Below are 24,114 nucleotides of genomic sequence, written 5' to 3'. Positions count from 1 at the left end.
CTCAGTCGCGTTCAATGATGATTTTCAGCACATTACGGTCGCTATTCCAATAAGGCAGGGCCCATTCAGCGTCGTTGAATGCAAACACTTTCGAGATAAGTCCGTCGGCATCATTTCCAAGCTTTTCCAGATGCGCGATGACAGCTTCAAAATCGGCAAGCATCGCATTGCGCGAGCCCATGATGTCGAGTTCCTTGAGGTTGAAGAATTGCGTCTGATAAGTGACCGGCGCCTTGGAATAACCGACATAGACCACCCGCCCGGCAAAACCCGCCAGATCGACAGCCTGTGTGAAAGTAACCGGCAGTCCGACGGCCTCGAAAGCTACATCCACGCCGTCATCGCCGGTCAGTTGCATGACTTTTTCAACCACGTCCTCGCCGCTTGGCAGGACATGGGTGGCACCAAGATGCAGCGCCAGTTCACGCTTTTCAGCACTCGGATCGATGGCAATCACCTTTGCACCGCGCGCAACCGCACCGATCAGCACCCCCATGCCGATCATACCGCAGCCAAGCACAGCCACGGTTTCGCCCGCCTCGACGCGTCCACGGGCCACCGCATGAAATCCGACCGAAAGTGGTTCGACCAGCGCCAGATGACGTGGTTTCAGCGTGTCGTTGAGAATGAGTTTTTCAGCAGGCAGCACGATCTGTTCCGCCAGTCCACCATTTTGCTGCACACCCAGCGTCTTGTTATAACGACACGCATTCAGCCGCCCCTTGCGGCAGGAAGAACATGTGCCGCAGTTTGTATAGGGCAGGACGATAACGCGCTTTCCCTTGGCATAAGCCGCATCAACCCCTTCGCCGACTTCGATAATTTCGCCCCCGATCTCATGGCCCGGAATACGCGGCAGTTCGACAAGCGGGTTCAGCCCCTTGAAGGTGTTGAGATCGCTACCGCACAGACCGACATGGCGCACGCGAATACGCACATGACCGGGCAGCAGTGGCGCTTCATCGATTTCGGCAAATCGGGTTACGTTTTCGCTCTCGATGCGCAAAACCTTGACCATCAGATATTCCTATATTTCAAAAATTCAGGTGACGGCGCCAACCTGCCAGGCCACGAATTCATTGTCGCCATAATCGTAGATTTCGCTCAGCGTCTTTTCGCCGGATGCGACCGCGATAATGTGCTCGAACATGCGCAGACCCGCCTGTTCGATGCTCTCCTCCCCGGTGACGATGCTACCGCAGTTCAGATCCATGTCTTCCTTCATGTGTTCATACATTTCTGAATTGGTAGCGATCTTGATGCAGGGCGCAGGCTTGAAACCGGAGACCGAACCGCGCCCGGTAGTAAAGCAGATCACGTTGCAGCCACCCGCAACCTGTCCCGTTACAGCAACGGGATCGTAACCCGGCGTATCCATGAAAACGAAGCCCTGTTCAGTCACCGTTTCGGCAAACTCATAGACGGCCTTCAATGGCATGGAGCCACCTTTGGCGACAGCACCCAGCGATTTTTCCAGAATGGTGGTTAGCCCGCCAAGCTTGTTGCCGTGCGAAGGATTGTTGTTGAGCTCATCGCCATTGCGCGCGGTATAATCGCGCCACCAGTCGATGCGCTGCAACAGTTTTTGCGCAACCGCAGGGGTTACGGCGCGGCGCGTCAAAAGATGCTCGGCACCATAGATTTCCGGTGTTTCCGCCAGAACCGTAGTGCCGCCATTACGAACGATGAGGTCGGATGCATAACCCAGCGCCGGATTGGCGGAAATTCCGGAATAACCATCCGAGCCGCCGCATTCGAGCGCCAGCTTGAGCTTTGAAAGTGGCTGCTTCGTGCGCTTGGCTTCATTGACCAGCGGCAGCATTTGCTTGATCTCGGCAATCGCCGCATCGATGGTCTTGCGTGTGCCGCCATGCTGCTGGATGGTCATGGTGCGCAGGCGCGAGCCTTCCTCCATGCGATAATGTTCGAGGATCGGCGCAATCTGGTTGGTTTCGCAGCCAAGACCGATCAACAAAATGCCGCCAAAATTCGGATGCTTGGCATAGCCCTGGATCGTGCGCGTCAGAAGACGATAGCCTTCGGATTTGGTGTTGAGCGCGCAACCGCTGCCATGCGTCAGTGCCACCACGCCATCGACATTATCGAAACCGTCAAGCCCACCCATGCGGTTGAAATAATCGGCAATATAGCGCGAGACGGTGGCCGAACAATTCACCGAGGAAATCACCCCGATATAATTGCGCGTACCAACCCCGCCCGCGCCGCGATCATAACCCATAAAATGGCGGCGTTCGGCTTCCGCCACCATGCCGCGCTCTTCGATATCGACGGAAAACTGATGCTCATGCTCGGAGGGCAGCATGGCAAGGTTGTGCAGATGGACATGCTCGCCGGGCGCAATATCCTGCGTGGCCACACCGATCACCTGACCGTATTTCAGCACTTCCTTGCCCGAAGGGATGGCATGGATCGCCACCTTGTGCCCCCGCCCGATCAGTTGACGGGCCGTGATACCGCTAAGCCCTATGGAATGGCCTTCACGCACAGGCGTTCGCGCTACCACGACATCGTCCGATGGGTGCAGAAGGATAACCGGCGCAGCATTTGCCACAATGGAAACATTCATATGTCTGACCTCAGTTTGCCGCCCGGTTTTCAAGCCTGCGGCTCGTTATCCATCCAGCGTTGTCTGGACCGCTCCAGGTGCATCTGCATGGCTGCCTGCGCCTGAAGCGGATCCCTCGCTTCAAGTGCCGTATAAATGATCTCGTGCTCCACCAGAGCCAGTGACCAGGTATCGTTGTTTTCAAAACGCGTTCTGATTTGTGCCGTGAGCGGACTATGACGCTCGTCGAAAAGATCGCGAATGACTTTTACCAGAACCGAATTGCCGGCATGACCCGCAAGCAGGAGATGAAATTGCCGGTCGAGTTCCATCGCGGTACGATCACAACTGACATTTTCGCGCATGGCATTGAGCGTTGCGCGCAATTCGCCAAGCCCGTCGGGCGTCATGCGCGCGCAGGCCATGACAGCCACGCTGCCTTCAATCAATTGCCGCGCCTGCATGATCTCTAGCGGACTTTCACCAATCGCCTGAGACAAGACCCTTTTGTCCGGTCCTGCACTGACATAAATGCCCGACCCCATGCGGATTTCGACAGTGCCGGCGATTTCAAGCGCGATCAGCGCCTCACGCAGCGACGGACGCGACACACCCAGTTGCTGGGCAAGTTCACGCTCCGCCGGAAGCCTGCTTCCGAGTGGAAACTGCCCGTCCTGAATGCGCTCGCGCACCCTGTCGGCTATCTGCTGATAAAGCCGCCGTGGTTCCGCCATGACTGGCATATCACTCATAACTTCTCCCAAATTGGCCTTACCATATTCTGCGTCTTAACCAAGCGCAATATGCATGAACTGATGCCTTATTGCGACAAATTGTTCAATGGGCAGGATTTGAAAGCTCAAATCTCTACATTGGCTTGACCAGTTTACGCCTGTTTGCGTAGCTAGTACAAATATTTCCGGGAGGATGCCATGACGCAAAAGCCAGTAATTCTTCAGTTCGGCACCAGCCGTTTCCTGCTTGCCCATGTCGATTTCTTCGTTTCGCAGGCACGCGCAAAGCGTGAGGCAATCGGTACGATCGCCGTGGTGCAGACCACATCCAATCCGCAAAGTGCAGCGCGCATAAAGGCGTTGCATGAAGGGAATGGCTATCCGGTGATCATCCGCGGTCTGGTCGATGGCAAACCGTCAGAAACCGAACATCGCGCCACTGGGGTTTCCGCCGCCTATTCCGCGCATCGCGACTGGCAAGCGATCCTCGATCTGGGTACGAGAGTCACCGTCATTCTTTCTAACACCGGCGACAAAGGCTATGAACTGGACGCAAGCGACGATGCTTCGCTGCTTGAAAATCCAGAGACTTTGCCCAAAAGCTTTCCGGCAAAGCTCCTCGTTCTCACGCACCACCGCTGGCAGAACAACCCGCATGCGCCGCTTTCGATTTTCCCATGTGAACTGATTTCGCGCAATGGCGACAAGCTACGCTCGATCCTGATCGGCATGGCGCACGACTGGAACCTGTCCGCCAACTTCATCGGATGGCTTGGCGAGCACTGCGTCTTTGCCAATAGCCTCGTCGACCGCATCGTATCCGAAGCAATCGAGCCCGTCGGCGCCATAGCCGAGCCTTATGCGCTCTGGGCTATCGAGCAGACCGACGGGTTGATCTTGCCTTGTACGCATCCAGATATCATTGTCACCGACAATCTGGCGCTATACGAGCAGTTGAAACTTTATCTTCTCAATCTCGGGCATACATTCATTGCCGAGCAATGGCTAACCGGCAAGCGTCCTCAAGATGAGATTGTGCTGCAAGCCATGCAGGATGAAACCATCCGCAACGCGCTCGAAGCCCTCTGGCGCGAGGAAGTTCTGCCAGTCTTTGCGGCCGAAGGCTTGGGCTCGGAGGCAGAAAACTATGTCGCCACAGTGCGCGAACGCTTTCTCAATCCATATCTCAAACACCGCATTGCCGATATCGCATCCAATCACGCGGAAAAGAAGCAGCGTCGCTTCGCACCGATCATCGCACGTGCCGAAAAGCTGGGGCTTGATCTGCAACAGCCTCGCCTCAAGGCAGCATTGGCAAAGGACTGATCACACGGCCCGCAAGTGTGCCGCGGGCTTCTGTTGCATTTTGCCCGGCGCACAATAGCGGATATGGCAACCTTCCGCGCCGCTATGCTCTATTTCAACCTCGACACCGAAAACACGACGGATAAGTGCGGCGCTTAACACATCGCGTGGCGACCCCAGCGCCACGATCTGCCCCTTATCCATCACAGCGATACGGTCGCAGAACATGGCTGCATGGTTGAGATCATGGAGTGCCGCCATCACCGTCAGACCTTGCCGTTTGACCAGATCGAGCAGTCCGATCTGGTGGCCGATATCGAGATGATTGGTCGGCTCGTCGAGAAGCAATATCTGAGGTTGTTGCGCAAGCGCGCGGGCTATATGCAGGCGCTGACGCTCCCCGCCGGAAAGCGTGTGCCAGTAGCGCCGTTCCAGATGCGCCATATCCACATTGATGAGGGCGCTTTCCACAATGACATCATCCTGTGCCGACCAGGGTGACAAAGCACCAAGATAGGGCGTACGGCCAAGCTCAACCGCCTGACGCGCCGTGATACGCTCCATCGTTTCTGCCTGCTGCTCCACCAGCGCCAGACGCCTTGAAACCTCGCGGCGGCTTAATTGCGCGATAGACGTATCGCCTAATAGAACAGTGCCGGACCGCGGACGCCTGATCCCCGACAGAAGAGATAGCAGGCTTGTCTTGCCGGACCCGTTCGGCCCGATAATACCGAGAAACTCGCCCTCTTGAACGTCAAGGCAAACCCCACGCAAAATTTCGATCCCGCCCGCCGACCATGAAACGCCTTGCGCTGAAAGCATCATGAACGCCCCCGCCTTTGCCCCAGCAGCAGCGCGAAGGCAGGCGCTCCAACCAGTGCGGTTACAACACCGATAGGTAAAACCTGCCCTGGAACGATGATGCGCGACACGATATCGGCAGCGATCATGAAGATTGCTCCAATCAAGGCGGCAGCCGGCAAAAGTGCACCGTGGCGCACACCGACAAGCATGCGTGCGGCATGCGGAATGACAAGGCCGATAAAGCCGATTGAGCCGACGATCGAGACCATCACCGCCGTCATCAGTGCGCAGACACCAATCAGCATAGCATAGACGCGGCGCACTGGAATGCCGAGAGATGCTGCCGATTCCGCACCAAAAGTGAAGGCGTCGAGGGCGCGCGCATGCCAAAGACAGACAAAGAGGCCGACCAGGCAGGCGGGCAAAGCCAACGTCACATCGGGCCAGCGCACGCCGGAGAGATTGCCCAACAACCAGAACATGATGCCTCGAGCCTGTTCGGCATTGGCGGCTTTGGTCACGATGAAGGATGTCATGGCATTGAAAAGCTGCGAACCGGCTATACCTGCCAGAATGATAGCCGCACTGCCGCGCCCCGCTTTCATGGCCAGAAGCGACACCAGGACAAAGGCAATGATCGCGCCGATGAAGGCCCCGAAGGAAAGGCTCAACACACCACCGCCTACGCCCAGAATGGCGATACTGACCGCACCGGTAGAGGCGCCTGCGGAGATGCCCAGAATATAGGGATCGGCCAGCGAATTGCGCAAAAGTGATTGCAGAACCACGCCCGACATCGCAAGGGCCGCACCACAGCAGGCTCCCACCACAGCACGGCTCAGGCGATAGCTCCAGACGATGCCCTCATCGATCGGGTCGAGCGGATAGCCCGCCTGCCACAACCGATTGGCAACCGTCTTTGCCACCACATCAAGCGGAATCGCGGTTTCGCCGATAGAAGCGCCCAGCCAAAGTGCGACAAGAAGCAGGATCAGCGCCAGTATGGCAGCGCCGATCCTGTTGTTTCGTGGCAATCTTGCCGTGGCGGGCTGGGCCGTCATTGATTGAGATCCGAATCGGCAATGGCCGCGGCCAATGTCTCGATCCCCTCGACCACACGCTGCGAAGCACTCATCGATTGCGCGTCCACATCAAAGACGTGGCCATTCTTGACCGCAGGCATCAGGCTTGTCACCGGATCGCTTTTCAAGAACTCATGTTTGACGGCAATATCATCGGCCGGATAACGTCGACGGTCGAGTTTGGCCGCCACGATCATCGTTGGATTGGATTTGGCAACAGTTTCCCAGCCTATGGTCGGCCATTCTTCTTCACTTGTTATAACATTCCCAATACCAAGTGCCGAGAGAATATAGGCCGGAGCGCCGAACTTACCGCCAATATAGGGATCGGCGTCAATTTGCGTGCTGGAAAACCAAACCGCGGCCGACAGTTTCTTACCTGACGCTGCGATTTTTTTGCGTGCTGCGTCCTCACGTGCCTTGAGATCGGCGATCAGCTTCTCACCACGATCCTGCACGTTGAAGATTTCGGCCAGTTCACTGATTTCCTGATAGACGATGTTCATGGTGAAAGGGGCTGTTCGTACACCATCACCACCGCCGGAATTATCTTTGCCCACGCAATCGGCGGGCGATGTATAGGCGGCAATCCCCAGTTCCTCGAACTGCTCGGGCTTCGCAACAATGCCGTTCGGGCCAACATGCCACTGAAAGTCAGCCGTCACCAGATCGGGCTTTTGTCCCAGAACGCTTTCAAAACTTGGATCGTTTTCGGCAAGGCGCTTGACCTTGGCGTTGACCTCCTCAAAACCTTTCAGCACCGGGCCGAACCACACCGCCGTACCGACAACCTTGTCGCCAAGACCGAGGCTGTAGAGTATTTCGGCACTGCTCTGGCCGACCGCGACCGCGCGGGCGGGTGCCTGTTTGAAGGTTACATCGCGACCGCAATTTTTCAGCGTCAGCGGATATTGGGTTTCTGCCGCCTGAAGGGTTGCTGCGCCTGCAAGGAAAGTAAAAGCGCCGAATGCGGCACCAAGTGCCGCCTTGCCGATAATTTTCATGGAAATCCCCGAAATGATGAGAAAAAGCCCGCGTTAAACAGACACGCAGGCGCAGACGGAAGAGCGCGCGAAGCAAACCGACATATCCGGGGATATGCATGAAAAGAAAGGCAGGCGTCTTTCGACGCGATGTGCTGTCATAACCGGCTCCTGCTCCGGGCTTCCCCGCCCGTGACGATGGACACAATCTAGACGGCAGGTCTCCTGGCTCACGGACAAGATGCTGTTCATCTGCCTTCCCGTGCTGCTCGCACAGTGACATGACGCTTTTGACGTCACGAGGATGAACAGCAATCCGCTTACAGTTGCGGGGGCAGCCACGGTCTCGGTCCCTTTTGGGTCGGCCTCACCGTGTTCCCTATTAATCCCCTTCGCTCTCGGTCGGGGAACCGTCGTAATGGTATTATGTCGCGGTCATGCCCGGGTCAAGGGAGGAGCGCAACAATCAAGAGCCTACGACCCATACCGTCGCAGCAAAGGACAGAAATCAAAAATCTGGGAGAAAATGGTACGGTCGGTTGGAGTTGAACCAACGACCTCAGGAGCCACAATCCTGCGCTCTAACCAACTGAGCTACGACCGCGTACCGTTGCCGGATATTTCCACCTCAGCGGCACCGACAGGGGGTCACATACGGAGAATCGATCCATATTGCAAGAGATTATAGCGCTCTTTTTGAGAAATACCCCATCATCAAACCTGCCGCCATTTTCCCAAGACCACCATATATAATCGCAACAAAGTTCGCGCCCTTCAAAATTGCGCCTCGCGCATTAACTAAGGCAACAGAAAAACTGGCTCATATCCATTGGCAATATGGACCCAGGCGCATGACAAGCTTATTAATAAGACGTTAATAAAAGCCTTAAACGGCCAAAAGGACAGATAGGACCGGTATGTCTGGACCATACCCATTCATTGATATCGCCGCGCTGGATGACATCCGCGAGGGCTTTGTCCGGGGCGACGCACAGATCGTGCTCGACCACGTTCTGTCAGGCGTATTGTGGGCTAACGGTGCCGGTGCAAAACTACTGGGCTTTGATCGTATCGAGACGTTGATTGGCAGCGAACCGCAATTGCCTGTCGCTGCTCGCCGCCAGATCGCCACTGCCAGCGCGGATGCAGGGGCCGGGCCGCGCAGCGTTTCAGTACGTCTTGAAACCGGCCTGCGCTCGGAATTAACACAGCTTAAAATTTCCACCATAACGCTTCCGGACGGCGTGATCGGCCTGCTTTTGACCAGCAGCACCCCGGCAACATCCACTCCAAACACACAAGATGATGCAGTCATTGCCGGCCTTGGTGATAAAGAAACGCATGTTGCTCTGCTCGATGCTGACGGAAATATTCTCGCATCAAGTCCACATTTTTCCTCACTCGATATCACAGCCACAACACTGGAAGATTTGGTTATAGAAGCAGCGGATGCCGACGACCGGCTCGTCAAGCGCCGCATTCGCGCCGGAAGTCACTCAGTGCCGGGCGCCGTCGCCCGTCTTGCAGATACACCGCCCAAGCATCTTCTTTGCATCGTAGCCCCGGCTCCGGCGCTCAATTCCACACCCTCTGTAGCAGCGGATGCGTCCTTGCCGGAAAAACCCAACCGGCAAAGTTTCCGGTTCGATCCCGCATCCCCCCCGGCCCGCTTCATCTGGAGAACTGATGCCGACGCTGTATTTAGTGAAATATCGCCGGAATTCGCCGCTACAGTCGGTCCAAATGCCGCTGATGTGACCGGGCGGCGCTTTGGCGATGTCGCCACCGTTTTCGGTTTTGACACGGAAGGCACCGTTGCAGCGCTGCTGACAAAACGCGACACATGGTCAGGCAAACGGCTGATGTGGCCCGTCGAAGGCACCAGCCTGCGCGTGCCGGTGGAACTCGCCGCTCTTCCGGTCTATTCGCGCGACCGCGTCTTTAACGGCTTTCGCGGCTTTGGCCTCGTACGCCCGGAGGGCGCGGTGGAAGACCCCGAGCAGATCGGCCTGGCACTAGCTGGTAACAATGCACCAAAGCAGGCGCCGAAACCCGTCATCACGGAAGAAACCATTGAAGACGGGGCGTTGGCGCTAACGCAAGAAGTCGCCAATGACGACAGTCCGGAAAAAATTACGCCGCCACGCAGCGCGCTCAGCCGGGAATCGGATGCAATCGCCAGCCTGTTGAAAGCCTGCGCGCAAGAAAAGGTCGCAAGCGACGAGCAAAAGCAGAAGCTGCGTGCGCGCGAACACCGCTCTGAAGGTGGACTGACCGACACCGAACGCAATGCTTTTCGTGAGATCGCCGAGCGCCTGCGCCAACAAGGATTTTCCGCGACGCCTGCGGAAACTGTCGTGGAAGATCAGCCCGCCGAGACAATCACGCCGGACAACGTCCATTTTCTAGCCGAAGACGAGCAGCCTGAAAAAGAAACTGCCCTTCTCGCAAATCTTCCCCTGCCGGTGATTATTCATAGCGGTGACAACGTCCACTACGTCAACGAGGCGTTGCTCGATCTCACCGGCTATCGAAACCTTGAAGATATACGGGATGCTGGAGGCATCGATGCGCTTTTCAACAGCGAAAGCGATGACCAGCAACAGACTGGCAATCAAGGCCAGGGCATGATCCTACGCCGTGCCGATGGCAGCGAACAGGCGGTTGATGCGCATCTCAATGCAATTGCGTGGCGCGGCGCGCGCGCCCTTATGCTGAGCCTGATGCCGGTGGCAATCCCCCTAGCACCTAACCCGGTGCCAGCGCTCACCGCCGCACAGGATGAAGAAAAGGAAGCGCTTGAAGCGCATGTGGATGAGTTAAAAACAATTCTCGACACAGCGACGGACGGTGTCGTTCTGATTGATCCCGAAGGGCGCATCCGCTCGATGAACCATTCTGCCGCAGCCCTTTTCGGTTATGATCGCGAGGACACGCAAGGTAAAGTCTTTTCCATGCTCTTTGCGGTGGAAAGCCAGCGTGCGGCGATGGATTATCTTAGTGGCCTTTCCGGCAACGGCGTTTTGAGCGTGCTCAATGACGGCCGCGAAGTGATGGGGCGCGAAGCCAATGGCGGCGTTATTCCTCTGTTCATGACCATCGGCAAGCTGCCGCAGCAGCGCGGCTTTTGCGCCGTTCTGCGCGATATTACGCAATGGAAGCGCACCGAAGAAGAGCTGACCGATGCACGCCGACAAGCGGAACAAGCGTCCAGTCAAAAGACCGATTTTCTGGCGCGTATCAGCCATGAAATCCGCACGCCACTCAATGCGATCATCGGCTTTTCGGAGCTGATGTCAGACGAAAAATTCGGCCCCATCGGCAATGAACGCTACCGCGATTATCTGCGCGACATCAACCGCTCCGGCAATCATGTTCTGGCGCTGGTCAATGATCTTCTAGACATTTCCAAGATCGAGGCCGGTGGGCTCGACATGCAGTTCGAAGCGGTCTCGCTCAATGACGCTATTGGCGAAGCCATCGCATTGATGCAGCCGCAGGCCAATCGCGAGCGCATCATCATCCGCTCGAGCTTCCCGACCAACCTGCCAGATATTGTTGCCGATGCGCGCTCGATCAAGCAGGTGGCGCTTAATCTTCTGTCCAACGCCGTTCGCTTCACCGCACCCGGCGGTCAGGTCATTATCTCCACAAGCTATGAGTTGAACGGCGATGTGGCGATGCGGGTGCGCGATACCGGCATTGGCATGACACGGGGCGAAATCGAGGAGGCGCTGAAACCCTTCCGTCAGGTCAACAATCTGCAACGTCAGGCTTCAAAACAGAGCCGCAGTGAAAATCCGCGCGACTGGCGCAGTGAAGGAACCGGATTGGGCCTGCCCCTGACCAAGGCCATGGTCGAGGCTAATCGCGCCCAATTTGCAATCGAATCCACGCCCGGGCGCGGGACAATGGTTGAAGTAATATTCCCACCGACACGGGTGCTTGCCGATTAGGCCCGGGCCTGATGCTGAACGATCATATTTCTGCCTGATCAAGGCTCTAAACCCTTTTATTTCAAACATATTTTGTCGAGCTTATCTTCCCGCCGGCTCTAATATGCTTTAAATGGATTGTTCCGGATCACAGACAGGATCATTGATGCGCTGGCCTAAATTCGCACGCCTTGTCATCGCGCTCGTCATTCTTTGCGCGGCTGCCGCAGCGACCCTGCTTGCAGTATTGCCGTTCATCGTCTCGACCGATGCTATCCGCGTGCGGGTGGCACAAGAAATCAGCGCATGGACCGGCTATAGCGTCGAATTGCGCGAAGCACCGCGGCTGAAAGTGTTTCCGGTGCTGCGGGCATCGCTTAATGGTGTGACACTGAGCAAACTGACCGATCAGGGCCAGACGCCCTTTATGAGCGCTGACCGCATCGAAGTAGAGCTGTCGCCCTTCGATGCAATCATGGGGCACATTTCTTTTTCCGAAACACAGATCGTGCGTCCGCATGTCAATATCGACGGATCTGTAACGGATTTTCCGGCCTTTCTCGATGCAATCGCCAGTTCCGGCGGACGCCTTGGCACAGCAATTCGCGCCCAGAGACGGCTGCTGGAGGGCGCGGCCAACGATGACAGTCAGGCAGCCGACCTGGCTTCGCAGCCATTTGGTCGCGTTGTCGTGCGCGATGGAACCATCGCCTTCATGCGAGCAGAGGCGCAAACTGAGACCCAAAACAGCGAAGACGAGCATATCACCGCCGTCAACATGACGCTCGACTGGCCGCAGACGACCAGTGCCGCTGCACTCAAAGGTTCGGCCAAATGGAAGGGCGAAGCGTCCCAGTTCAACATCACCGCAGCCCAGGCGCTCAGGCTGCTGTCGGGCGGGAACTCCGACCTTTCCGTCAACCTCACAGCAAAACCCTTCAGCCTCTCCTTTCAAGGCAAGGCCAACATTTCAAAAGAACGCTTCTTCGAAGGCAGTCTTAGTATCAACACGCCCTCGCTCAGCAACGCCATACGCTGGTTGAACCTGCCACCCGTTGCAGGCAGTTCGGAAATCGGTGCCTTTTCGCTGGAATCGACCATTACCGCGACACCCAAGCGATGGAAATTCGCCAATGTTGACATGATGGCAGGTGAAAGCCCGGCAAAAGGCGTGATCGAAATTGGGCTTGAGAATGGACAACCTACCGTTACCGGAACGCTTGCTTTCGAGAAACTCGCATTGCGCAGCCTGTTTTCAGCCTTCGTGCCGCTGCCCGACAACCGCACCTATCCTCCCAGCGCACGCGCCAATATGGATGTGATCGATACGAGTTTCTTCGACCATTCGGAGTTCGACCTGCGGCTTTCTGCACAGAATGCGACCGCAGGGCCAGTGACGCTGACTGGCGTTGCAGCTGCGATCCAGATAAGAGGCGGGCGAGCAATTTTCGACATCGGCGACGCCAGAGGATTTGGCGGCACGCTTCAGGCGAATGTGCAGATCGTACGCGATCTTAAAAGCGCCAGCGGCGAATTTCGCTTCAATGCAAGCAGTATCGAGAGCGCTCAATTCCTCTCGGCGCTCGGTTTCGACACACCATTCATAAGCGGTAAAGGCAACGTATCACTGTTCATGAAAGGCCCAGCAAACCGCTGGTCTTCATTGCTTTCCAACGCACAGGGCAATGTTTCGGTAGAACTCAACAATGGCCAGATGCAAGGGTTCGCCGTGCAGGATTTTCTGACCAAGGCCCAGAACCAGCGCTTTTTTGCGCTACAAAGGCAGGATAATGTCGCTCTTGCCTTCAATCGTATGGCGCTCAAGGCCAATCTGGCAGACGGTGTCGCCACACTTGAAAGCGCCCGTCTCGATACGAGCGACGGAACGCTTAATCTGGCCGGTATCGTGCCGTTTGTCGATCGCAGTCTGGCACTGAGCGGCGAGGTCATCTTTCCGGATAGCCAGTCGCATGGAGCCGAGCAGCAGGAAGCCGCTCAAGCAGGTACCGAAAGCCCGACTGCACAGCAGCCTGCCAAGCCCCCGCTCACTTTCTTTGTCGGGGGCTCCTGGGACCGGCCATTCGTCTCCCCCTCATCAATGGGAACCGGACAGTAAGTGCAGGTCCTGCCACCTCAGGCTTCCTCGACGAACACCTCGTCACGCTTCTTGCGCACCTGTGGTAACAACACCACGATCAAAACCATGACCGCGATAGCAAGCAGGATCGCGCTGATCGGTCGGGTCACGAAGGTTGAAGGATCGCCGCGCGACAGAATCATGGCGCGCCGCAAATGCTCTTCCAAAAGCGGCCCCAGCACAAAGCCGAGCAGAAGAGGTGCTGGTTCACAGCGCAGTTTTGCCAGCACATAACCGATGAAGCCAAAGAAGGCGACCGCGTAAAGGTCATAGATGTTGGAGTTGACGCTGTAGACGCCGATAGCACAGAACGTCATGATGATGGGAAACAGCATGTAATAGGGCACGGTCAGAAGCTTCACCCACAGCCCAATCAGAGGCAGGTTGAGGATGATCAGCATCAGATTACCGATCCACATCGACGCTATAACACCCCAGAAAAGAGCTGGTTGTTCGGTTGCAACATTCGGGCCCGGAACGATACCCTGAATGATCATCGCACCGATCATCAAGGCCATGACCGGATTAGCCGGAATGCCAAGTGTAAGCATGGGAATGAAAGAGGTTTGAGCCCCTGCATTATTAGCCGATTCTGGCCCCGCAACACCGGCAATAGCACCGTGGCCGAATTCTTCCGGCGCGTCGGAAACGCGCTTTTCAATCGTATAAGACGCAAAGGAAGCAAGGATCGCGCCGCCACCGGGCAGGATGCCTAGCGCCGAACCGATGGCCGTGCCGCGCAAGATGGGTGCTGCCATACGCCGGAAATCATCGCGTGTCGGCATAAGGCCGGTTACTTTCGCCATTAAAAGCTCGCGCGTTTGCTCGCTTTCCAGATTACGCAGGATTTCGGCAATACCAAAAACGCCTACTGCAACGGCAACAAAATTCAACCCGTCCGCATATTCGGTAATGCCAAGCGTGAAGCGCGGGGCGCCGGTGTAAATATCTGTACCGACAAGGCCGAGCAGCAGGCCCAGCACGACCATTGCTAGCGCCTTGATGACGGAACCATGCGCCAGCGCGACCGAAGATACCAGCCCCACCACCATCAGCGAGAAATATTCCGCCGAGCCAAATTTGAGTGCGATTTCGGTCAAGGGCGGCGCGAAAATCGCGACCAGAAAGGTCGAGACCGTACCGGCAAAGAACGAGCCGATTGCAGCAACGGCAAGAGCTGCACCCGCACGGCCTTTGCGCGCCATCTGATAACCATCAATAGCGGTGACGGCGGATGAGGATTCGCCCGGCATATTAATGAGGATCGCTGTGGTCGAGCCGCCATATTGCGCCCCGTAATAGATACCGGCTAGCATGATCAATGCCGAGACCGGATCACCGATCTGGAAGGTGATCGGCAGCAGCATCGCGATGGTGGCGGTTGCACCAATACCCGGAAGCACGCCGACCAGCGTTCCAAGCAGAACGCCGATCAGGCAAAAGCCCAGATTGACAAGCGAGGATGCGGTCGAGAAGCCGAGCGCGAGATTATTGAAAAGATCCATCAGTATCGCTCCCAAGGACGCATTTCGATCTGATTACATCCGATCAGCGCTCTCATTATTTGATTTGACGTGCATCTAATCCGAAAACCGTTTCATGCTTTTCGGGATGCGCTCTAAAACGGCCACCAAGGGCCAAAACGTCGAAACGGAAGACTGAGGCCGTAGCTGAACACAACTATGGAAAACACCGTCATGGCAAACGATAGCGCGAGAGCGGTCACCGCTTTCATGCGCATTGATGCGAAGGACGCTATGAGACAGGTAAAGAACAACGAAGGAACGAAGCCGAGGCCGCGAACCGTCAGGCCGAAGAAAATCGGTGCGGGCAGGATAAACAACATGCCACGCCATGCGACAGGCCCGATCGGCTCACCCAAAACGCGCACGGACTGCACAAGAATGACGAGACCGAGCAAGACCAGCACGAAGGAAAGGACAAGAGGAAAATAACCGGGCCCCATGCGCAGCGACGTGCCCAGCTCCAGATCAAGAGACTGGAAAGCAAAGAAGGCACCGGTGACAATAAGCAGAACACCGCAAATGCCATTGGCTGGATCAAGCTTGAATTTGCGCGAAGCAGCGTCCTGTATAGAAGGTTTGTTCATGAGGTTTTCCCGTCTTTCGTGTGCGGAAATGCGGTGAAAATAATGGAGCTGAGCAATGACCGGGAGTGGAAGCGCAACAATGCGAAAGATCACCGTTGCGCGTTCCCGCCCACATCAGTCGGCGTATTGTCCTGCGGCCTCGATGATCGGCTTCCAGCGCGCGACTTCGCTTTCGAGCTTGTCTTTGAGCGCTTGCGGGGTTGCGTCGGATTCCGGTGACGGCTCGGTACCGAGTTCGGCAAAACGGGCCACAACATTCTGATCCTTCAGGGCAACTTGCAACGATTTCGACAAGCGCTCGGTAATCTCGGCAGACGTGCCCTTGGGCGCATAGATGCCATGCCATATACCTATCTGCATACCATCAAGACCGGCTTCCTTGGTGGTGGGAGTGTCCTTAAGCACCTCAAGCCGCTCCGGCGATGTGACGGCATAGGCCTTGATCGTGCCCGCCTGTATCTGCTTGGTCGTATTGGTGGTCTGGTCACACATGATATCGACCTGTCCCCCAAGGAGATCAGTCATGGCCGGCCCGGTGCCCTTGTAGGGAACTGTGACGAGTGGGGTTTCGATCGCGCTCATATATAGCATACCGCACAAATGCGAAGCCGCACCAATGCCCGCATTGGCAACCGTTACCTCGTCCTTTTTGGTTTTGGAATATTCCACCAGCCCCTTGAGATCGGCGGGTTCGAGATCCTTGCGCGCCACGATGGTCATTGGCACATCTGTGACAAGCCCGACATATTCGAATGCATTGAGCGTATCATAGGCAAGTTTGCGATAGAGCGTGGCACTTGTCGCCATACCGATATGATGCAGAAGGATGGTGTAGCCATCCGGCTCAGCGGAGGCGACCCGTCCGGCACCCAGCGTTCCACCCGCACCCCCGACATTTTCAACAACGATTTGCTCGCCAAGGTCCTTTGACATGGATTCTGCAACAAGCCGTGTGACGGTATCGGTCGGCCCGCCAGCGGAAAACGGCACAACAACGGTGATCGTGCGCTCGGGATAGGATTGCGCCTGTGCCCCATAAGCGAATGTAAAAGAAGCGCCAGCAACCGCCAAAGCGGCGATGAATTTTCTCATGATGTCCTCCCAGACAGAAGCAGCGCCGGCTCACTCGTCCGCAACGCTCCACTCCTCAAATTCAGCTAACCGTGAATTGGGCCAGCCTGTTCCCACTAGCTCCGAGAGTTTCTTCGAACTCTTCGGACGATCTTATATTTATGTTTTGAGTCCGTTCCCGTTATGATCGAAACACGAACCAAGACTTTTATCAATACAATTTAGAAGTATTGTTTGCAAACCAAGCACGACATCTTTGGACTAAAGTCTTAGCTGTTTCTGATAGCGTTTTATGAGCCGGTCGCGCCTGAGCCGTGACAGGCGCTCCAACCAAAATATGCCATTGAGCTGATCGATCTCATGCTGATGGCAGACGGCGAGCAACCCCTCGGATTCTTCCATTTGCTCGATCCCGTCTACATCCTGATAGCGAATGCGGATACGGGCATGGCGTTCCACTTCCTCCACCTCGCCCGGCATGGAAACGCTGCCCTCCTGATGGCGAATTTTCTCGTCCGAGACCCAGATGATCTCAGGATTGGCATAGGTTTTCGCACCATTCTGACCAGGAATCTCAAGAACGACAAGCCGTTTTAGAATCCCGATATGAGGGGCTGTAATGCCGATGCCAGGTGCCGCGCGCATAGTGTCGAGAAGATTACGCGCAAGAATGCGGAGAGCGTCATCAAAGCGCGCGACGGGTTCTGCCATCGCCCGCAAACGCGCATCGGGATATGTCACGATCTCTCTTATAGCCATGCCGCCGTTCAGTTCCTTGCTTTCATCAAAATCTATTTACGAGCAATGCCGCCATTTCCCGCATTAAACAAGCGCGCAGGATTATGCGCAATCTGCATGGCTGTCATGCAGGACCTAGCCTACTCAACCGGCCCGTAAGACCCCATCTTCATAGTGAAGGCGCGTTCGGCGCCGCAATGGAGAGTAGGATGTTTGGCTTCAATAATCGCTTTGGTCGCGCATTTGCGCAGTTCGGCAGTGCCGTTCGTGCCTCAGCTGCAGTGCGCGCAGGTCAGAAGCCCGCGGCCCGCGACCTCGAAGCACTCGGGATAGATGTTGAGCAATTCCGCCGTATCCAGGGATAAGAGCTCAAACACAAAACTGCGAAGAAATGAAAAGCTCCGCTTTATCGCGGAGCTTTATTATTAAAGCGCATCGCATTTCATAAGCTCCAGACGATACGCTTTAAGTCTATATTTTGACGTGCATCCCGAAAACCGTTTCACAGTTTTCAGGATGCGCTCTAATCTTCGTCCGTCGCCATTTGCTTGAGAAGATCACCTTTACCGCGCTGGCGCAGAATCATCGGAACAACCACCGCCGCGATCGCAAGCGCTATCAGCGTGATCGATACCCACGAATGAACCAGCGTGGCCGGATTTCCCTGACTGATCTGCAACGCCTGACGCAGGCTTTTTTCCGCCATTGGACCGAGAATCAGTCCCACGACCACCGGCGCAATTGGATAAGAAAAGCGCCGCAGCACGTAACCAAGCAGGCCAAAGGCAAGAAGCAGTCCCAGCTCGAACGAAACCGGCAGGCCGAACAGCATTGAGGTCGAAGCATTGGCACCTATGGTGCCAAGCGTGGCAAAGACCAAAATGCCCGCATAAAGCCAGTGACGGGGAATGGTGAGCATTTTCACCCAAAGCCCGATCAATGGCAGGTTGAGCACCAGCAGCATCAGATTGGCAATGAGCAGGCTTGCGACAAGCCCCCAGACCAGTGTTGCATTGGTGACGAAAAGAAGCGGTCCGGGTTGCAGACCAAACTGCTGGAAACCCGCCAGCATGATTGCAGCCGTCGCCGTGGTCGGCAGGCCGAGCGTCAAAAGCGGCACCAACGTTCCGGCAGCCGAGGCATTGTTGGCCGCTTCCGGCCCAGCGACGCCCTCGATGGCCCCCTTGCCGAATTCCTCCGGATATTTGGAAAATTGCCGCTCCGCCGAGTATGAAAGAAAGCTCGATACGTCGGCGCCACCCGCCGGCATGGCGCCGACCGGAAAGCCGATAGCCGTGCCGCGCAGCCACGGCATCCATGAGCGTTTCCAGTCCTGCTTGGTCATCCAGACCGAGCCTTTGACCGCAATAACCTCATCGTCCGGGCTGAGTTTCCTTGAAACGACGGCGAGTGTTTCGCCGATGGCAAAAAGAGCCACAGCAAGCGTGGTCACATTGATGCCATCAAGCAGATTGGGCGTTCCCATGGAAAGTCGCGCCTGACCGGTTAGCTGGTCGATGCCGATAAGACCGAGCGCCAGACCAATGAACAGTGAGGTGAGACCACGCAGGGTCGAATCCCCAAAGGCCGCCGAAACGGTCATGAAGGCAAGCAGCATCAGCGCGAAATATTCGGACGGCCCAAACGACAGCGCGAATTTCACCACCCATGGCGCGATAAATGCCAGCCCCAGCGTAGCAATCAAACCGGCAATGAAGGAACCGATGGCAGCGGTCGCAAGGGCCGGGCCTCCGCGCCCGGCGCGCGCCATCTTGTTGCCTTCGAGGGCCGTAACAATGGATGCGCTTTCACCCGGCGTATTAAGCAGGATCGACGTGGTCGAACCGCCATACATGCCGCCATAATAAATGCCCGCAAACATGATGAGTGACCCGGACGGGTCAAGCTTATAGGTAACCGGCAAGAGCAGCGCTACGGTGAGCGCCGGACCAATACCGGGAAGCACGCCGACGGCAGTGCCAAGTGTTACGCCAATCAGCGCATAAAGAAGGTTAGACGGCTCAAGCGCCACCAGAAGCCCTTGGCCGAGGAGTGCGACAGTATCCATGATCCTCTCCCCTTCAAACGAAGCGTTCGAGCCAGCCGGACGGCAACGAAAGCTGGAGACCGCGCGCGAAAATGAACCAGATCACAAAAGCGAAGGCGACACCGACCGGAACGCTGATCCAGTATTTGCTATAGCCGAAGCCCCGCGCTGTCGCCGCAAACAAAAGGCCGGTCGCAAGCGAAAATCCGGCGGTTTTCATGATCAGCATCTGTATTGCCAATCCGCCGATGATCCAGGCCATCGGCGCAATTTCCTGATGCTCGCGTTCGGGAAATTCACCACGCAAAGCACTGATAACGGTCCAGATTGCAAGCCCGAACAGACCAGCCGCCACGATATAGGGCACAGTCTTCGGACCCACCGGCGAATAGGACATCACATCGTTGCCGTAAGTGGTGGACCATGCAATTGCGACGGCGACTACGCCCAGAATAAAGGCGATGACAAGAGCTGCGAAATCCGGCGCCGCCCGCTGTGGACGGCGCTCTTCCTGTGGTTGTGGCGATGTCATTTAACCAGACCGATTTCCTTGAGTATAGTCTCGGTCGCAGCCGTGTCCTTGGCGAGCTGTTCCTTGAACGCAGGGCCGGCAAGATAGGTATCGGCCCAGCCCTTGTCCTTGAGCGCCTTCTGCCAGGTTTCCGACTTCACCATCTTCTCGATGTCGGCATTGATAGCCGCTTCCTGCTCGGCGGTGATATCAGGTGCCGCGGCGACCATGCGCCAGTTTTCAATCGCCACATCCACCCCGCTTTCCTTGAAAGTCGGGGCATCGATGCCTTCCAGACGCTCTTCACTGGAAATGCCAATGATGCGCAGGGCGCCAGCCTTGATCTGCGCCTCGAACTCGCCGTAACCGGAAATACCGACCGTCACCTGATTACCGAGAATGGCGGCCAGCGCCTCGCCGCCACCCGAAAAGGCGATGTAATTGACCTTGGTCGGATCGACGCCTGCAGCCTTTGTGAAGAGGCCTGCCGCGATATGATCGGTACCGCCTGCGGAACCACCTGCCCAGGAAACCGAACCCGGATCGGCTTTGAGTTTCTCGACCAGTCCGGCAATATCCTTGATATCCGACGCTGCCGGGACGACGATCGCTTCATATTCACCGGTCAGACGGGCAATCGGCGTCACGGCATCGAGCGTCACCGGAGACTTGTTGGTGAGGATCGCTCCGACCATCACATAGCCGCCGACAATTAACTGGCTGGCATCGCCCTTGTTCTGATTGACGAATTGCGCAAGCCCGATAGTGCCACCGGCACCCGGAACGTTGATGACCTGAACGCTACCGGAAATCTTTTCGTCCTGAAGCACGTTCTGCATAGTACGTGCCGTCTGATCCCAACCGCCGCCCGGTGCGGCGGGTGCGAGAAGCTTGTAATCCTCGGCAAGAGCACCGCCGGAAAAAGTCAGAACTGTTGCGGACGCAAGAGTCAGAATGAGCTTAAACATATGTCCTCCCAAAATTGTTTACAGGGAGGCTTATCATTCTCTCCCCCCACAAAAATCTCCACAAGAATTAATTTAGTCAGAACAACTGGAATTGAAAAGCTTAATCTGGATACTGTGACTTGCAGCTAAACTGCTTGCGAAAGCTTGCCTTTGCTCAAGCTTTGTCCGCGGCTTTAACAATCGAATTCTCCAGCTCCTTGATGGCCTCATCGATCGCGCTGTCGGAGAAATCCATTCCCCCACCGGTTGCGAGCATCTTGCCTTCTGTGTCACGGCCTCAAGTTTCTTTAGAGTGCGTTGGTTTTCACCGGCAGCTTTCGAAACAAGACCGCATTGCGTACGTTTTTATTTCTGAAAAATATTGGAAAAGCTTTTTTGACGAATTTGCGATTGCTGCGCACGCCAAACCACACCGAGCTGCATTCCGTATGTGTGTATCTACAAATAATAGATACCGATGCGCTTGCCGCCGATGATCTCCACGCAAATATCCATCTCATAAATATCCCGCAGGATTTCCGGATCAATGAGTTGATCCGGCGTACCCTGATGCACAACCTTGCCCTCACGCATGGCGACTATATGGTCGCAATAGCAGGACGCAAAATTGATGTCGTGCAGCACAAGCACCACGGTCTTGCCTAGATCGTCTGCGGCACGGCGCAGAAGCTTCATCATCGACGCCGCATGCTTCATGTCGAGATTATTGAGCGGCTCATCGAGCAGGACATAATCGGTATCCTGACACAGCACCATTGCAACAAAAGCTCTTTGCCGCTGACCACCGGAAAGTTCGTCGAGAAATCGCTCGCTGAACGTATCAAGACCCAGATAATGAATTGCCTGTTCAACATGTTTGAGATCATTGCTGTTCGGACGCCCCTTGGAGTAGGGATAGCGCCCGAAGGTCACCAGGTCGCGCACCGTCAGGCGCGAATGGATGGCGTTTTCCTGGCGCAGGATCGACAGGCGTTTTGCCAGCACATCCCCTGATGTCGTGCTGACATCGAGACCATCAACTGTAACGCGGCCTTTATCCATCGGCAAAAGCCTGCTCACCATGGATAGAAGGGTCGATTTTCCAGCACCATTTGGACCGATGATCGAAGTGATACCGCCTCTCGGCAAGCGAAGGGTCACATCGTCGACGACGATGCTGTCATGATAGGATTTACTGACCTTGGTGATTTCAATCAACGTGAATGCCCCCTGACCAGAAGAATGATGAAAACAAGGCCACCCACGAATTCAATGATGACACTGAGCGCAGTATTGAAGGCGAAGACGCGTTCCAGAATCGTTTGTCCGCCAACGATACAGATGATGGCAAGTAAGGCTGCCACAGGCAGGACAAGACGATGCTTCGCCGAACCGGTGACAATATAAGCAAGATTGGCGACGAGAAGGCCGAAAAAGGTGATCGGCCCGACAAGTGCTGTTGACACGGCAACCAGCACAGTGACCATGAACAGAATGTGCCGCACGACACGGCTGTGATCGATACCGAGATTGATCGCCTGTTCGCGCCCAAGCGCCAGCACGTCGAAGACATGCATCATACGCAGGCCATAAAGCGTAACAAAGGCCACGATTATGGCCGAGATCAGCAGAATATCGGAATTGACGGTGTTGAAACTGGCAAAAAAGCGGTCTTGCAACACAGCAAAGAGGTTGGGATCGAGCATGCGCTGCATGAGACTGGAAAGGCTGCGAAAAAAGACACCGCAGACGATGCCGACCAGCATGACCAGATGAAGACTGCGTGCGGCGCCGGAAAAAAGCCAATAATAAAGCGATCCGGCAAAAAGCACCATCACCACAGTCTCGCTCATAAATCGCACGTTCGGCCCCAGCCATGCAACATGAAGGCTGCCAAAGATAAAAACGGCAATCGTCTGGATCAGAATGTAGATCGCGTCGAAGCCCATGATCGAAGGTGTCAGGATACGATTATTGGTGACGGTCTGGAAAAGAACGGTCGATACGGCAATCGAATAAGCGACCAGCACCATTGCAGCGAGCTTGGTGGCGCGAAAGGGCAAGATGAAGGCCCAGCTTCCCTTGGCACCAATCGTCATGAAGGCAATGGCCGACAGGAGTGCAAGCAAGCCCAGCCCAGCAATGATTGCAGCGGAATATCTACGCAAGACGCGATCCCCGCCGTACGAGGAGATAAAGGAAAATCGCACTGCCGACCACACCCATCATAGTGCCGATGGGAATTTCATAGGGAAAGCGGATTAACCGTCCGACGATGTCGCAGGCCAGCACCAACCCTGCCCCCAATATCGCAACCCATGGCACGGCGCGGCGCATATTGTCGCCAAGAAACTGACTAACGATATTGGGTACGATCAGCCCGAGAAAGGGAATCGCGCCCACGGTTACGATGACAGATGCGCTCACCGTTGAAACGATAATGAGACCGAGCACCATAACGCGTGTATAATTGAGTCCGAGATTGGTGGTGAAATCTTCACCCAAGCCCGCAACCGTAAAACGGTCAGCAGCAATGTAGGCGATGATGGTGAGGGCAAATGCTAGCCAGAGCAACTCGTAGCGCCCACGCAACACGCCGGAAAAGTCGCCGGTGGTCCACGCATTCAATGATTGCAGGAGATCGAAGCGATAAGCAATGAAGGTCGTGATGGCGCTGACGACGCCGCCGAGCATGATGCCGACCAGTGGCACGACCAGAACCGAACGCATCGGAATGCGGCGCAGGATCACAAGAAAAAGCGCTGTTCCCGCAAGCGCTGTCAGAGACGCTACCAGCATCTTGCCGAAAACCGGGGTTTGTGGTGCAAAAAGAATGACGAGAAGAATGCCGAGACCCGCAGATTCCACCGTCCCCGCGGTTGACGGTTCGACAAAGCGATTACGTGTCAGCATCTGCATGATCATGCCGGCAACGCCCATCGACATACCGGCAAGAATGATGGCAAGGGTGCGCGGTATGCGGCTGACGACAAGCAGTTCCCACGCCTCCCCCGCAGTCTTCGGGTTCAAAAGAGCATGAAGCGACACATCGCCGACGCCGATGAACAGGCTGATCACAGCCAGCACGGCGACGATAAAAATAGCCGGAACGATGGTTGCGGCAAAACCCTTCACGATCTGTCC

The 24,114-nt window shown here is 55.9% G+C and carries 20 protein-coding genes, 1 tRNA gene and 1 riboswitch; of the genes, 4 read left to right on the top strand and 17 right to left on the bottom strand.

Annotated features, from left to right (window positions below; translation table 11 throughout):
- Position 1: 1 nt before the first annotated feature.
- The 3 genes from AAIB41_RS12525 to AAIB41_RS12515 are packed head-to-tail and all read right to left on the bottom strand — an operon-like array spanning position 2 to position 3,318.
- Positions 2–1,018 carry a zinc-binding alcohol dehydrogenase family protein gene (locus AAIB41_RS12525; protein ID WP_343315622.1) on the bottom strand — a complete coding sequence of 339 codons (1,017 nt, stop codon included), beginning with the start codon at positions 1,016–1,018 and terminating at the stop codon, positions 2–4.
- Positions 1,019–1,042: 24 nt separating this feature from the next.
- Positions 1,043–2,587, bottom strand: coding sequence for an altronate dehydratase family protein (locus AAIB41_RS12520; RefSeq protein ID WP_343315621.1), 1,545 nt, complete (start codon positions 2,585–2,587; stop codon positions 1,043–1,045).
- A 29-nt stretch (positions 2,588–2,616) separates the two neighbouring features.
- On the bottom strand, positions 2,617–3,318 hold the full coding sequence (locus tag AAIB41_RS12515; protein WP_343315620.1) for a FadR/GntR family transcriptional regulator: 702 nt from the start codon (positions 3,316–3,318) through the stop codon (positions 2,617–2,619).
- A 180-nt stretch (positions 3,319–3,498) separates the two neighbouring features.
- On the opposite strand from AAIB41_RS12515, the gene AAIB41_RS12510 reads away from it, so the two are divergent.
- Positions 3,499–4,626 (top strand): mannitol dehydrogenase family protein, encoded by a 1,128-nt coding sequence (locus AAIB41_RS12510; RefSeq protein ID WP_343315619.1) that lies wholly within the window; start codon positions 3,499–3,501, stop codon positions 4,624–4,626.
- Here the strand turns inward: AAIB41_RS12510 and AAIB41_RS12505 are convergent, their stop codons facing one another.
- The 4 genes from AAIB41_RS12505 to AAIB41_RS12490 all read right to left on the bottom strand — a co-directional run bounded on the left by AAIB41_RS12505 (position 4,627) and on the right by AAIB41_RS12490 (position 8,078).
- Positions 4,627–5,430: an ABC transporter ATP-binding protein gene (locus AAIB41_RS12505; RefSeq protein WP_343315618.1), complete on the bottom strand. Its 804-nt coding sequence runs from the start codon at positions 5,428–5,430 to the stop codon at positions 4,627–4,629. It lies immediately after the preceding gene.
- A complete protein-coding gene (locus tag AAIB41_RS12500) occupies positions 5,427–6,470 on the bottom strand; it encodes an iron ABC transporter permease (protein WP_343315617.1) in 1,044 nt (347 codons plus the stop codon). The genes AAIB41_RS12505 and AAIB41_RS12500 overlap by 4 nt, the downstream gene beginning before the upstream one ends.
- Positions 6,467–7,495 carry an ABC transporter substrate-binding protein gene (locus AAIB41_RS12495; RefSeq protein WP_343315616.1) on the bottom strand — a complete coding sequence of 343 codons (1,029 nt, stop codon included), beginning with the start codon at positions 7,493–7,495 and terminating at the stop codon, positions 6,467–6,469. Before AAIB41_RS12495 ends, AAIB41_RS12500 begins: the two co-directional genes overlap by 4 nt.
- Positions 7,496–7,671: 176 nt before the next feature.
- A riboswitch (cobalamin riboswitch) is annotated at positions 7,672–7,904 on the bottom strand.
- A 97-nt stretch (positions 7,905–8,001) separates the two neighbouring features.
- A tRNA-His gene (locus AAIB41_RS12490) sits at positions 8,002–8,078 on the bottom strand.
- Positions 8,079–8,391: 313 nt separating this feature from the next.
- On the opposite strand from AAIB41_RS12490, the gene AAIB41_RS12485 reads away from it, so the two are divergent.
- Together AAIB41_RS12485 and AAIB41_RS12480 are read left to right on the top strand one after the other, a co-directional pair.
- The gene (locus tag AAIB41_RS12485; RefSeq protein ID WP_343315615.1) at positions 8,392–11,430 is read left to right on the top strand and encodes a PAS domain S-box protein; all 3,039 of its coding nucleotides are present in this window, start codon (positions 8,392–8,394) and stop codon (positions 11,428–11,430) included.
- Positions 11,431–11,575: 145 nt separating this feature from the next.
- Complete coding sequence (locus AAIB41_RS12480; RefSeq protein WP_343315614.1) at positions 11,576–13,525, top strand: AsmA family protein; 1,950 nt, start codon at positions 11,576–11,578, stop codon at positions 13,523–13,525.
- Between the two features lie 17 nt (positions 13,526–13,542).
- Here AAIB41_RS12480 and AAIB41_RS12475 read toward each other — a convergent pair whose 3' ends face one another.
- The 4 genes from AAIB41_RS12475 to AAIB41_RS12460 all read right to left on the bottom strand — a co-directional run bounded on the left by AAIB41_RS12475 (position 13,543) and on the right by AAIB41_RS12460 (position 17,486).
- Entirely contained in the window at positions 13,543–15,051 is a 1,509-nt protein-coding gene (locus AAIB41_RS12475) for a tripartite tricarboxylate transporter permease (protein WP_343315613.1), read from the bottom strand.
- Between the two features lie 113 nt (positions 15,052–15,164).
- Complete coding sequence (locus AAIB41_RS12470) at positions 15,165–15,656, bottom strand: tripartite tricarboxylate transporter TctB family protein (protein ID WP_343315612.1); 492 nt, start codon at positions 15,654–15,656, stop codon at positions 15,165–15,167.
- Positions 15,657–15,770: 114 nt separating this feature from the next.
- A complete protein-coding gene (locus tag AAIB41_RS12465) occupies positions 15,771–16,748 on the bottom strand; it encodes a tripartite tricarboxylate transporter substrate-binding protein (RefSeq protein ID WP_343315611.1) in 978 nt (325 codons plus the stop codon).
- Positions 16,749–16,988: 240 nt separating this feature from the next.
- The gene (locus tag AAIB41_RS12460; protein WP_343315610.1) at positions 16,989–17,486 is read right to left on the bottom strand and encodes a peptide deformylase; all 498 of its coding nucleotides are present in this window, start codon (positions 17,484–17,486) and stop codon (positions 16,989–16,991) included.
- 188 nt (positions 17,487–17,674) lie between these two features.
- On the opposite strand from AAIB41_RS12460, the gene AAIB41_RS12455 reads away from it, so the two are divergent.
- Complete coding sequence (locus tag AAIB41_RS12455; RefSeq protein WP_343315609.1) at positions 17,675–17,830, top strand: hypothetical protein; 156 nt, start codon at positions 17,675–17,677, stop codon at positions 17,828–17,830.
- Between the two features lie 158 nt (positions 17,831–17,988).
- On the opposite strand, the gene AAIB41_RS12450 is transcribed toward AAIB41_RS12455, so the two are convergent.
- From AAIB41_RS12450 to AAIB41_RS12425, 6 genes are all read right to left on the bottom strand, one after another.
- Positions 17,989–19,533: a tripartite tricarboxylate transporter permease gene (locus tag AAIB41_RS12450; RefSeq protein WP_343315608.1), complete on the bottom strand. Its 1,545-nt coding sequence runs from the start codon at positions 19,531–19,533 to the stop codon at positions 17,989–17,991.
- A 13-nt stretch (positions 19,534–19,546) separates the two neighbouring features.
- The gene (locus AAIB41_RS12445; protein WP_343315607.1) at positions 19,547–20,044 is read right to left on the bottom strand and encodes a tripartite tricarboxylate transporter TctB family protein; all 498 of its coding nucleotides are present in this window, start codon (positions 20,042–20,044) and stop codon (positions 19,547–19,549) included.
- The gene (locus tag AAIB41_RS12440) at positions 20,041–20,991 is read right to left on the bottom strand and encodes a tripartite tricarboxylate transporter substrate binding protein (RefSeq protein WP_343315606.1); all 951 of its coding nucleotides are present in this window, start codon (positions 20,989–20,991) and stop codon (positions 20,041–20,043) included. The genes AAIB41_RS12445 and AAIB41_RS12440 overlap by 4 nt, the downstream gene beginning before the upstream one ends.
- Before the next feature lie 438 nt (positions 20,992–21,429).
- Positions 21,430–22,188 (bottom strand): ABC transporter ATP-binding protein, encoded by a 759-nt coding sequence (locus tag AAIB41_RS12435; protein WP_343315605.1) that lies wholly within the window; start codon positions 22,186–22,188, stop codon positions 21,430–21,432.
- Positions 22,185–23,138, bottom strand: coding sequence for an iron chelate uptake ABC transporter family permease subunit (locus tag AAIB41_RS12430; RefSeq protein WP_343315604.1), 954 nt, complete (start codon positions 23,136–23,138; stop codon positions 22,185–22,187). Before AAIB41_RS12430 ends, AAIB41_RS12435 begins: the two co-directional genes overlap by 4 nt.
- Positions 23,131–24,105, bottom strand: a complete 975-nt coding sequence (locus tag AAIB41_RS12425; RefSeq protein WP_343315603.1) for an ABC transporter permease — start codon at positions 24,103–24,105, stop codon at positions 23,131–23,133. Before AAIB41_RS12425 ends, AAIB41_RS12430 begins: the two co-directional genes overlap by 8 nt.
- Positions 24,106–24,114: the final 9 nt, after the last annotated feature.

This window comes from Brucella sp. BE17 (assembly GCF_039545455.1).
Classification (GTDB): domain Bacteria; phylum Pseudomonadota; class Alphaproteobacteria; order Rhizobiales; family Rhizobiaceae; genus Brucella.
The sequence above is the reverse complement of the archived record's forward strand: the minus strand, read 5'-3'. Positions and strand labels throughout refer to the sequence as shown.

Bases quoted from the DNA above. Each gene is read 5' to 3' on its own strand.
- AAIB41_RS12440 (WP_343315606.1), bottom strand. From the start codon at position 20,991: ATGTTTAAGCTCATTCTGACTCTTGCGTCCGCAACAGTTCTGACTTTT.
- AAIB41_RS12470 (WP_343315612.1), bottom strand. From the start codon at position 15,656: ATGAACAAACCTTCTATACAGGACGCTGCTTCGCGCAAATTCAAGCTT.
- AAIB41_RS12480 (WP_343315614.1), top strand. From the start codon at position 11,576: ATGCGCTGGCCTAAATTCGCACGCCTTGTCATCGCGCTCGTCATTCTT.
- AAIB41_RS12485 (WP_343315615.1), top strand. From the start codon at position 8,392: ATGTCTGGACCATACCCATTCATTGATATCGCCGCGCTGGATGACATC.
- AAIB41_RS12455 (WP_343315609.1), top strand. From the start codon at position 17,675: ATGTTTGGCTTCAATAATCGCTTTGGTCGCGCATTTGCGCAGTTCGGC.
- AAIB41_RS12460 (WP_343315610.1), bottom strand. From the start codon at position 17,486: ATGGCTATAAGAGAGATCGTGACATATCCCGATGCGCGTTTGCGGGCG.
- AAIB41_RS12520 (WP_343315621.1), bottom strand. From the start codon at position 2,587: ATGAATGTTTCCATTGTGGCAAATGCTGCGCCGGTTATCCTTCTGCAC.
- AAIB41_RS12450 (WP_343315608.1), bottom strand. From the start codon at position 19,533: ATGGATACTGTCGCACTCCTCGGCCAAGGGCTTCTGGTGGCGCTTGAG.
- AAIB41_RS12500 (WP_343315617.1), bottom strand. From the start codon at position 6,470: ATGACGGCCCAGCCCGCCACGGCAAGATTGCCACGAAACAACAGGATC.
- AAIB41_RS12445 (WP_343315607.1), bottom strand. From the start codon at position 20,044: ATGACATCGCCACAACCACAGGAAGAGCGCCGTCCACAGCGGGCGGCG.
- AAIB41_RS12495 (WP_343315616.1), bottom strand. From the start codon at position 7,495: ATGAAAATTATCGGCAAGGCGGCACTTGGTGCCGCATTCGGCGCTTTT.
- AAIB41_RS12510 (WP_343315619.1), top strand. From the start codon at position 3,499: ATGACGCAAAAGCCAGTAATTCTTCAGTTCGGCACCAGCCGTTTCCTG.
- AAIB41_RS12475 (WP_343315613.1), bottom strand. From the start codon at position 15,051: ATGGATCTTTTCAATAATCTCGCGCTCGGCTTCTCGACCGCATCCTCG.
- AAIB41_RS12505 (WP_343315618.1), bottom strand. From the start codon at position 5,430: ATGATGCTTTCAGCGCAAGGCGTTTCATGGTCGGCGGGCGGGATCGAA.
- AAIB41_RS12515 (WP_343315620.1), bottom strand. From the start codon at position 3,318: ATGAGTGATATGCCAGTCATGGCGGAACCACGGCGGCTTTATCAGCAG.
- AAIB41_RS12465 (WP_343315611.1), bottom strand. From the start codon at position 16,748: ATGAGAAAATTCATCGCCGCTTTGGCGGTTGCTGGCGCTTCTTTTACA.
- AAIB41_RS12525 (WP_343315622.1), bottom strand. From the start codon at position 1,018: ATGGTCAAGGTTTTGCGCATCGAGAGCGAAAACGTAACCCGATTTGCC.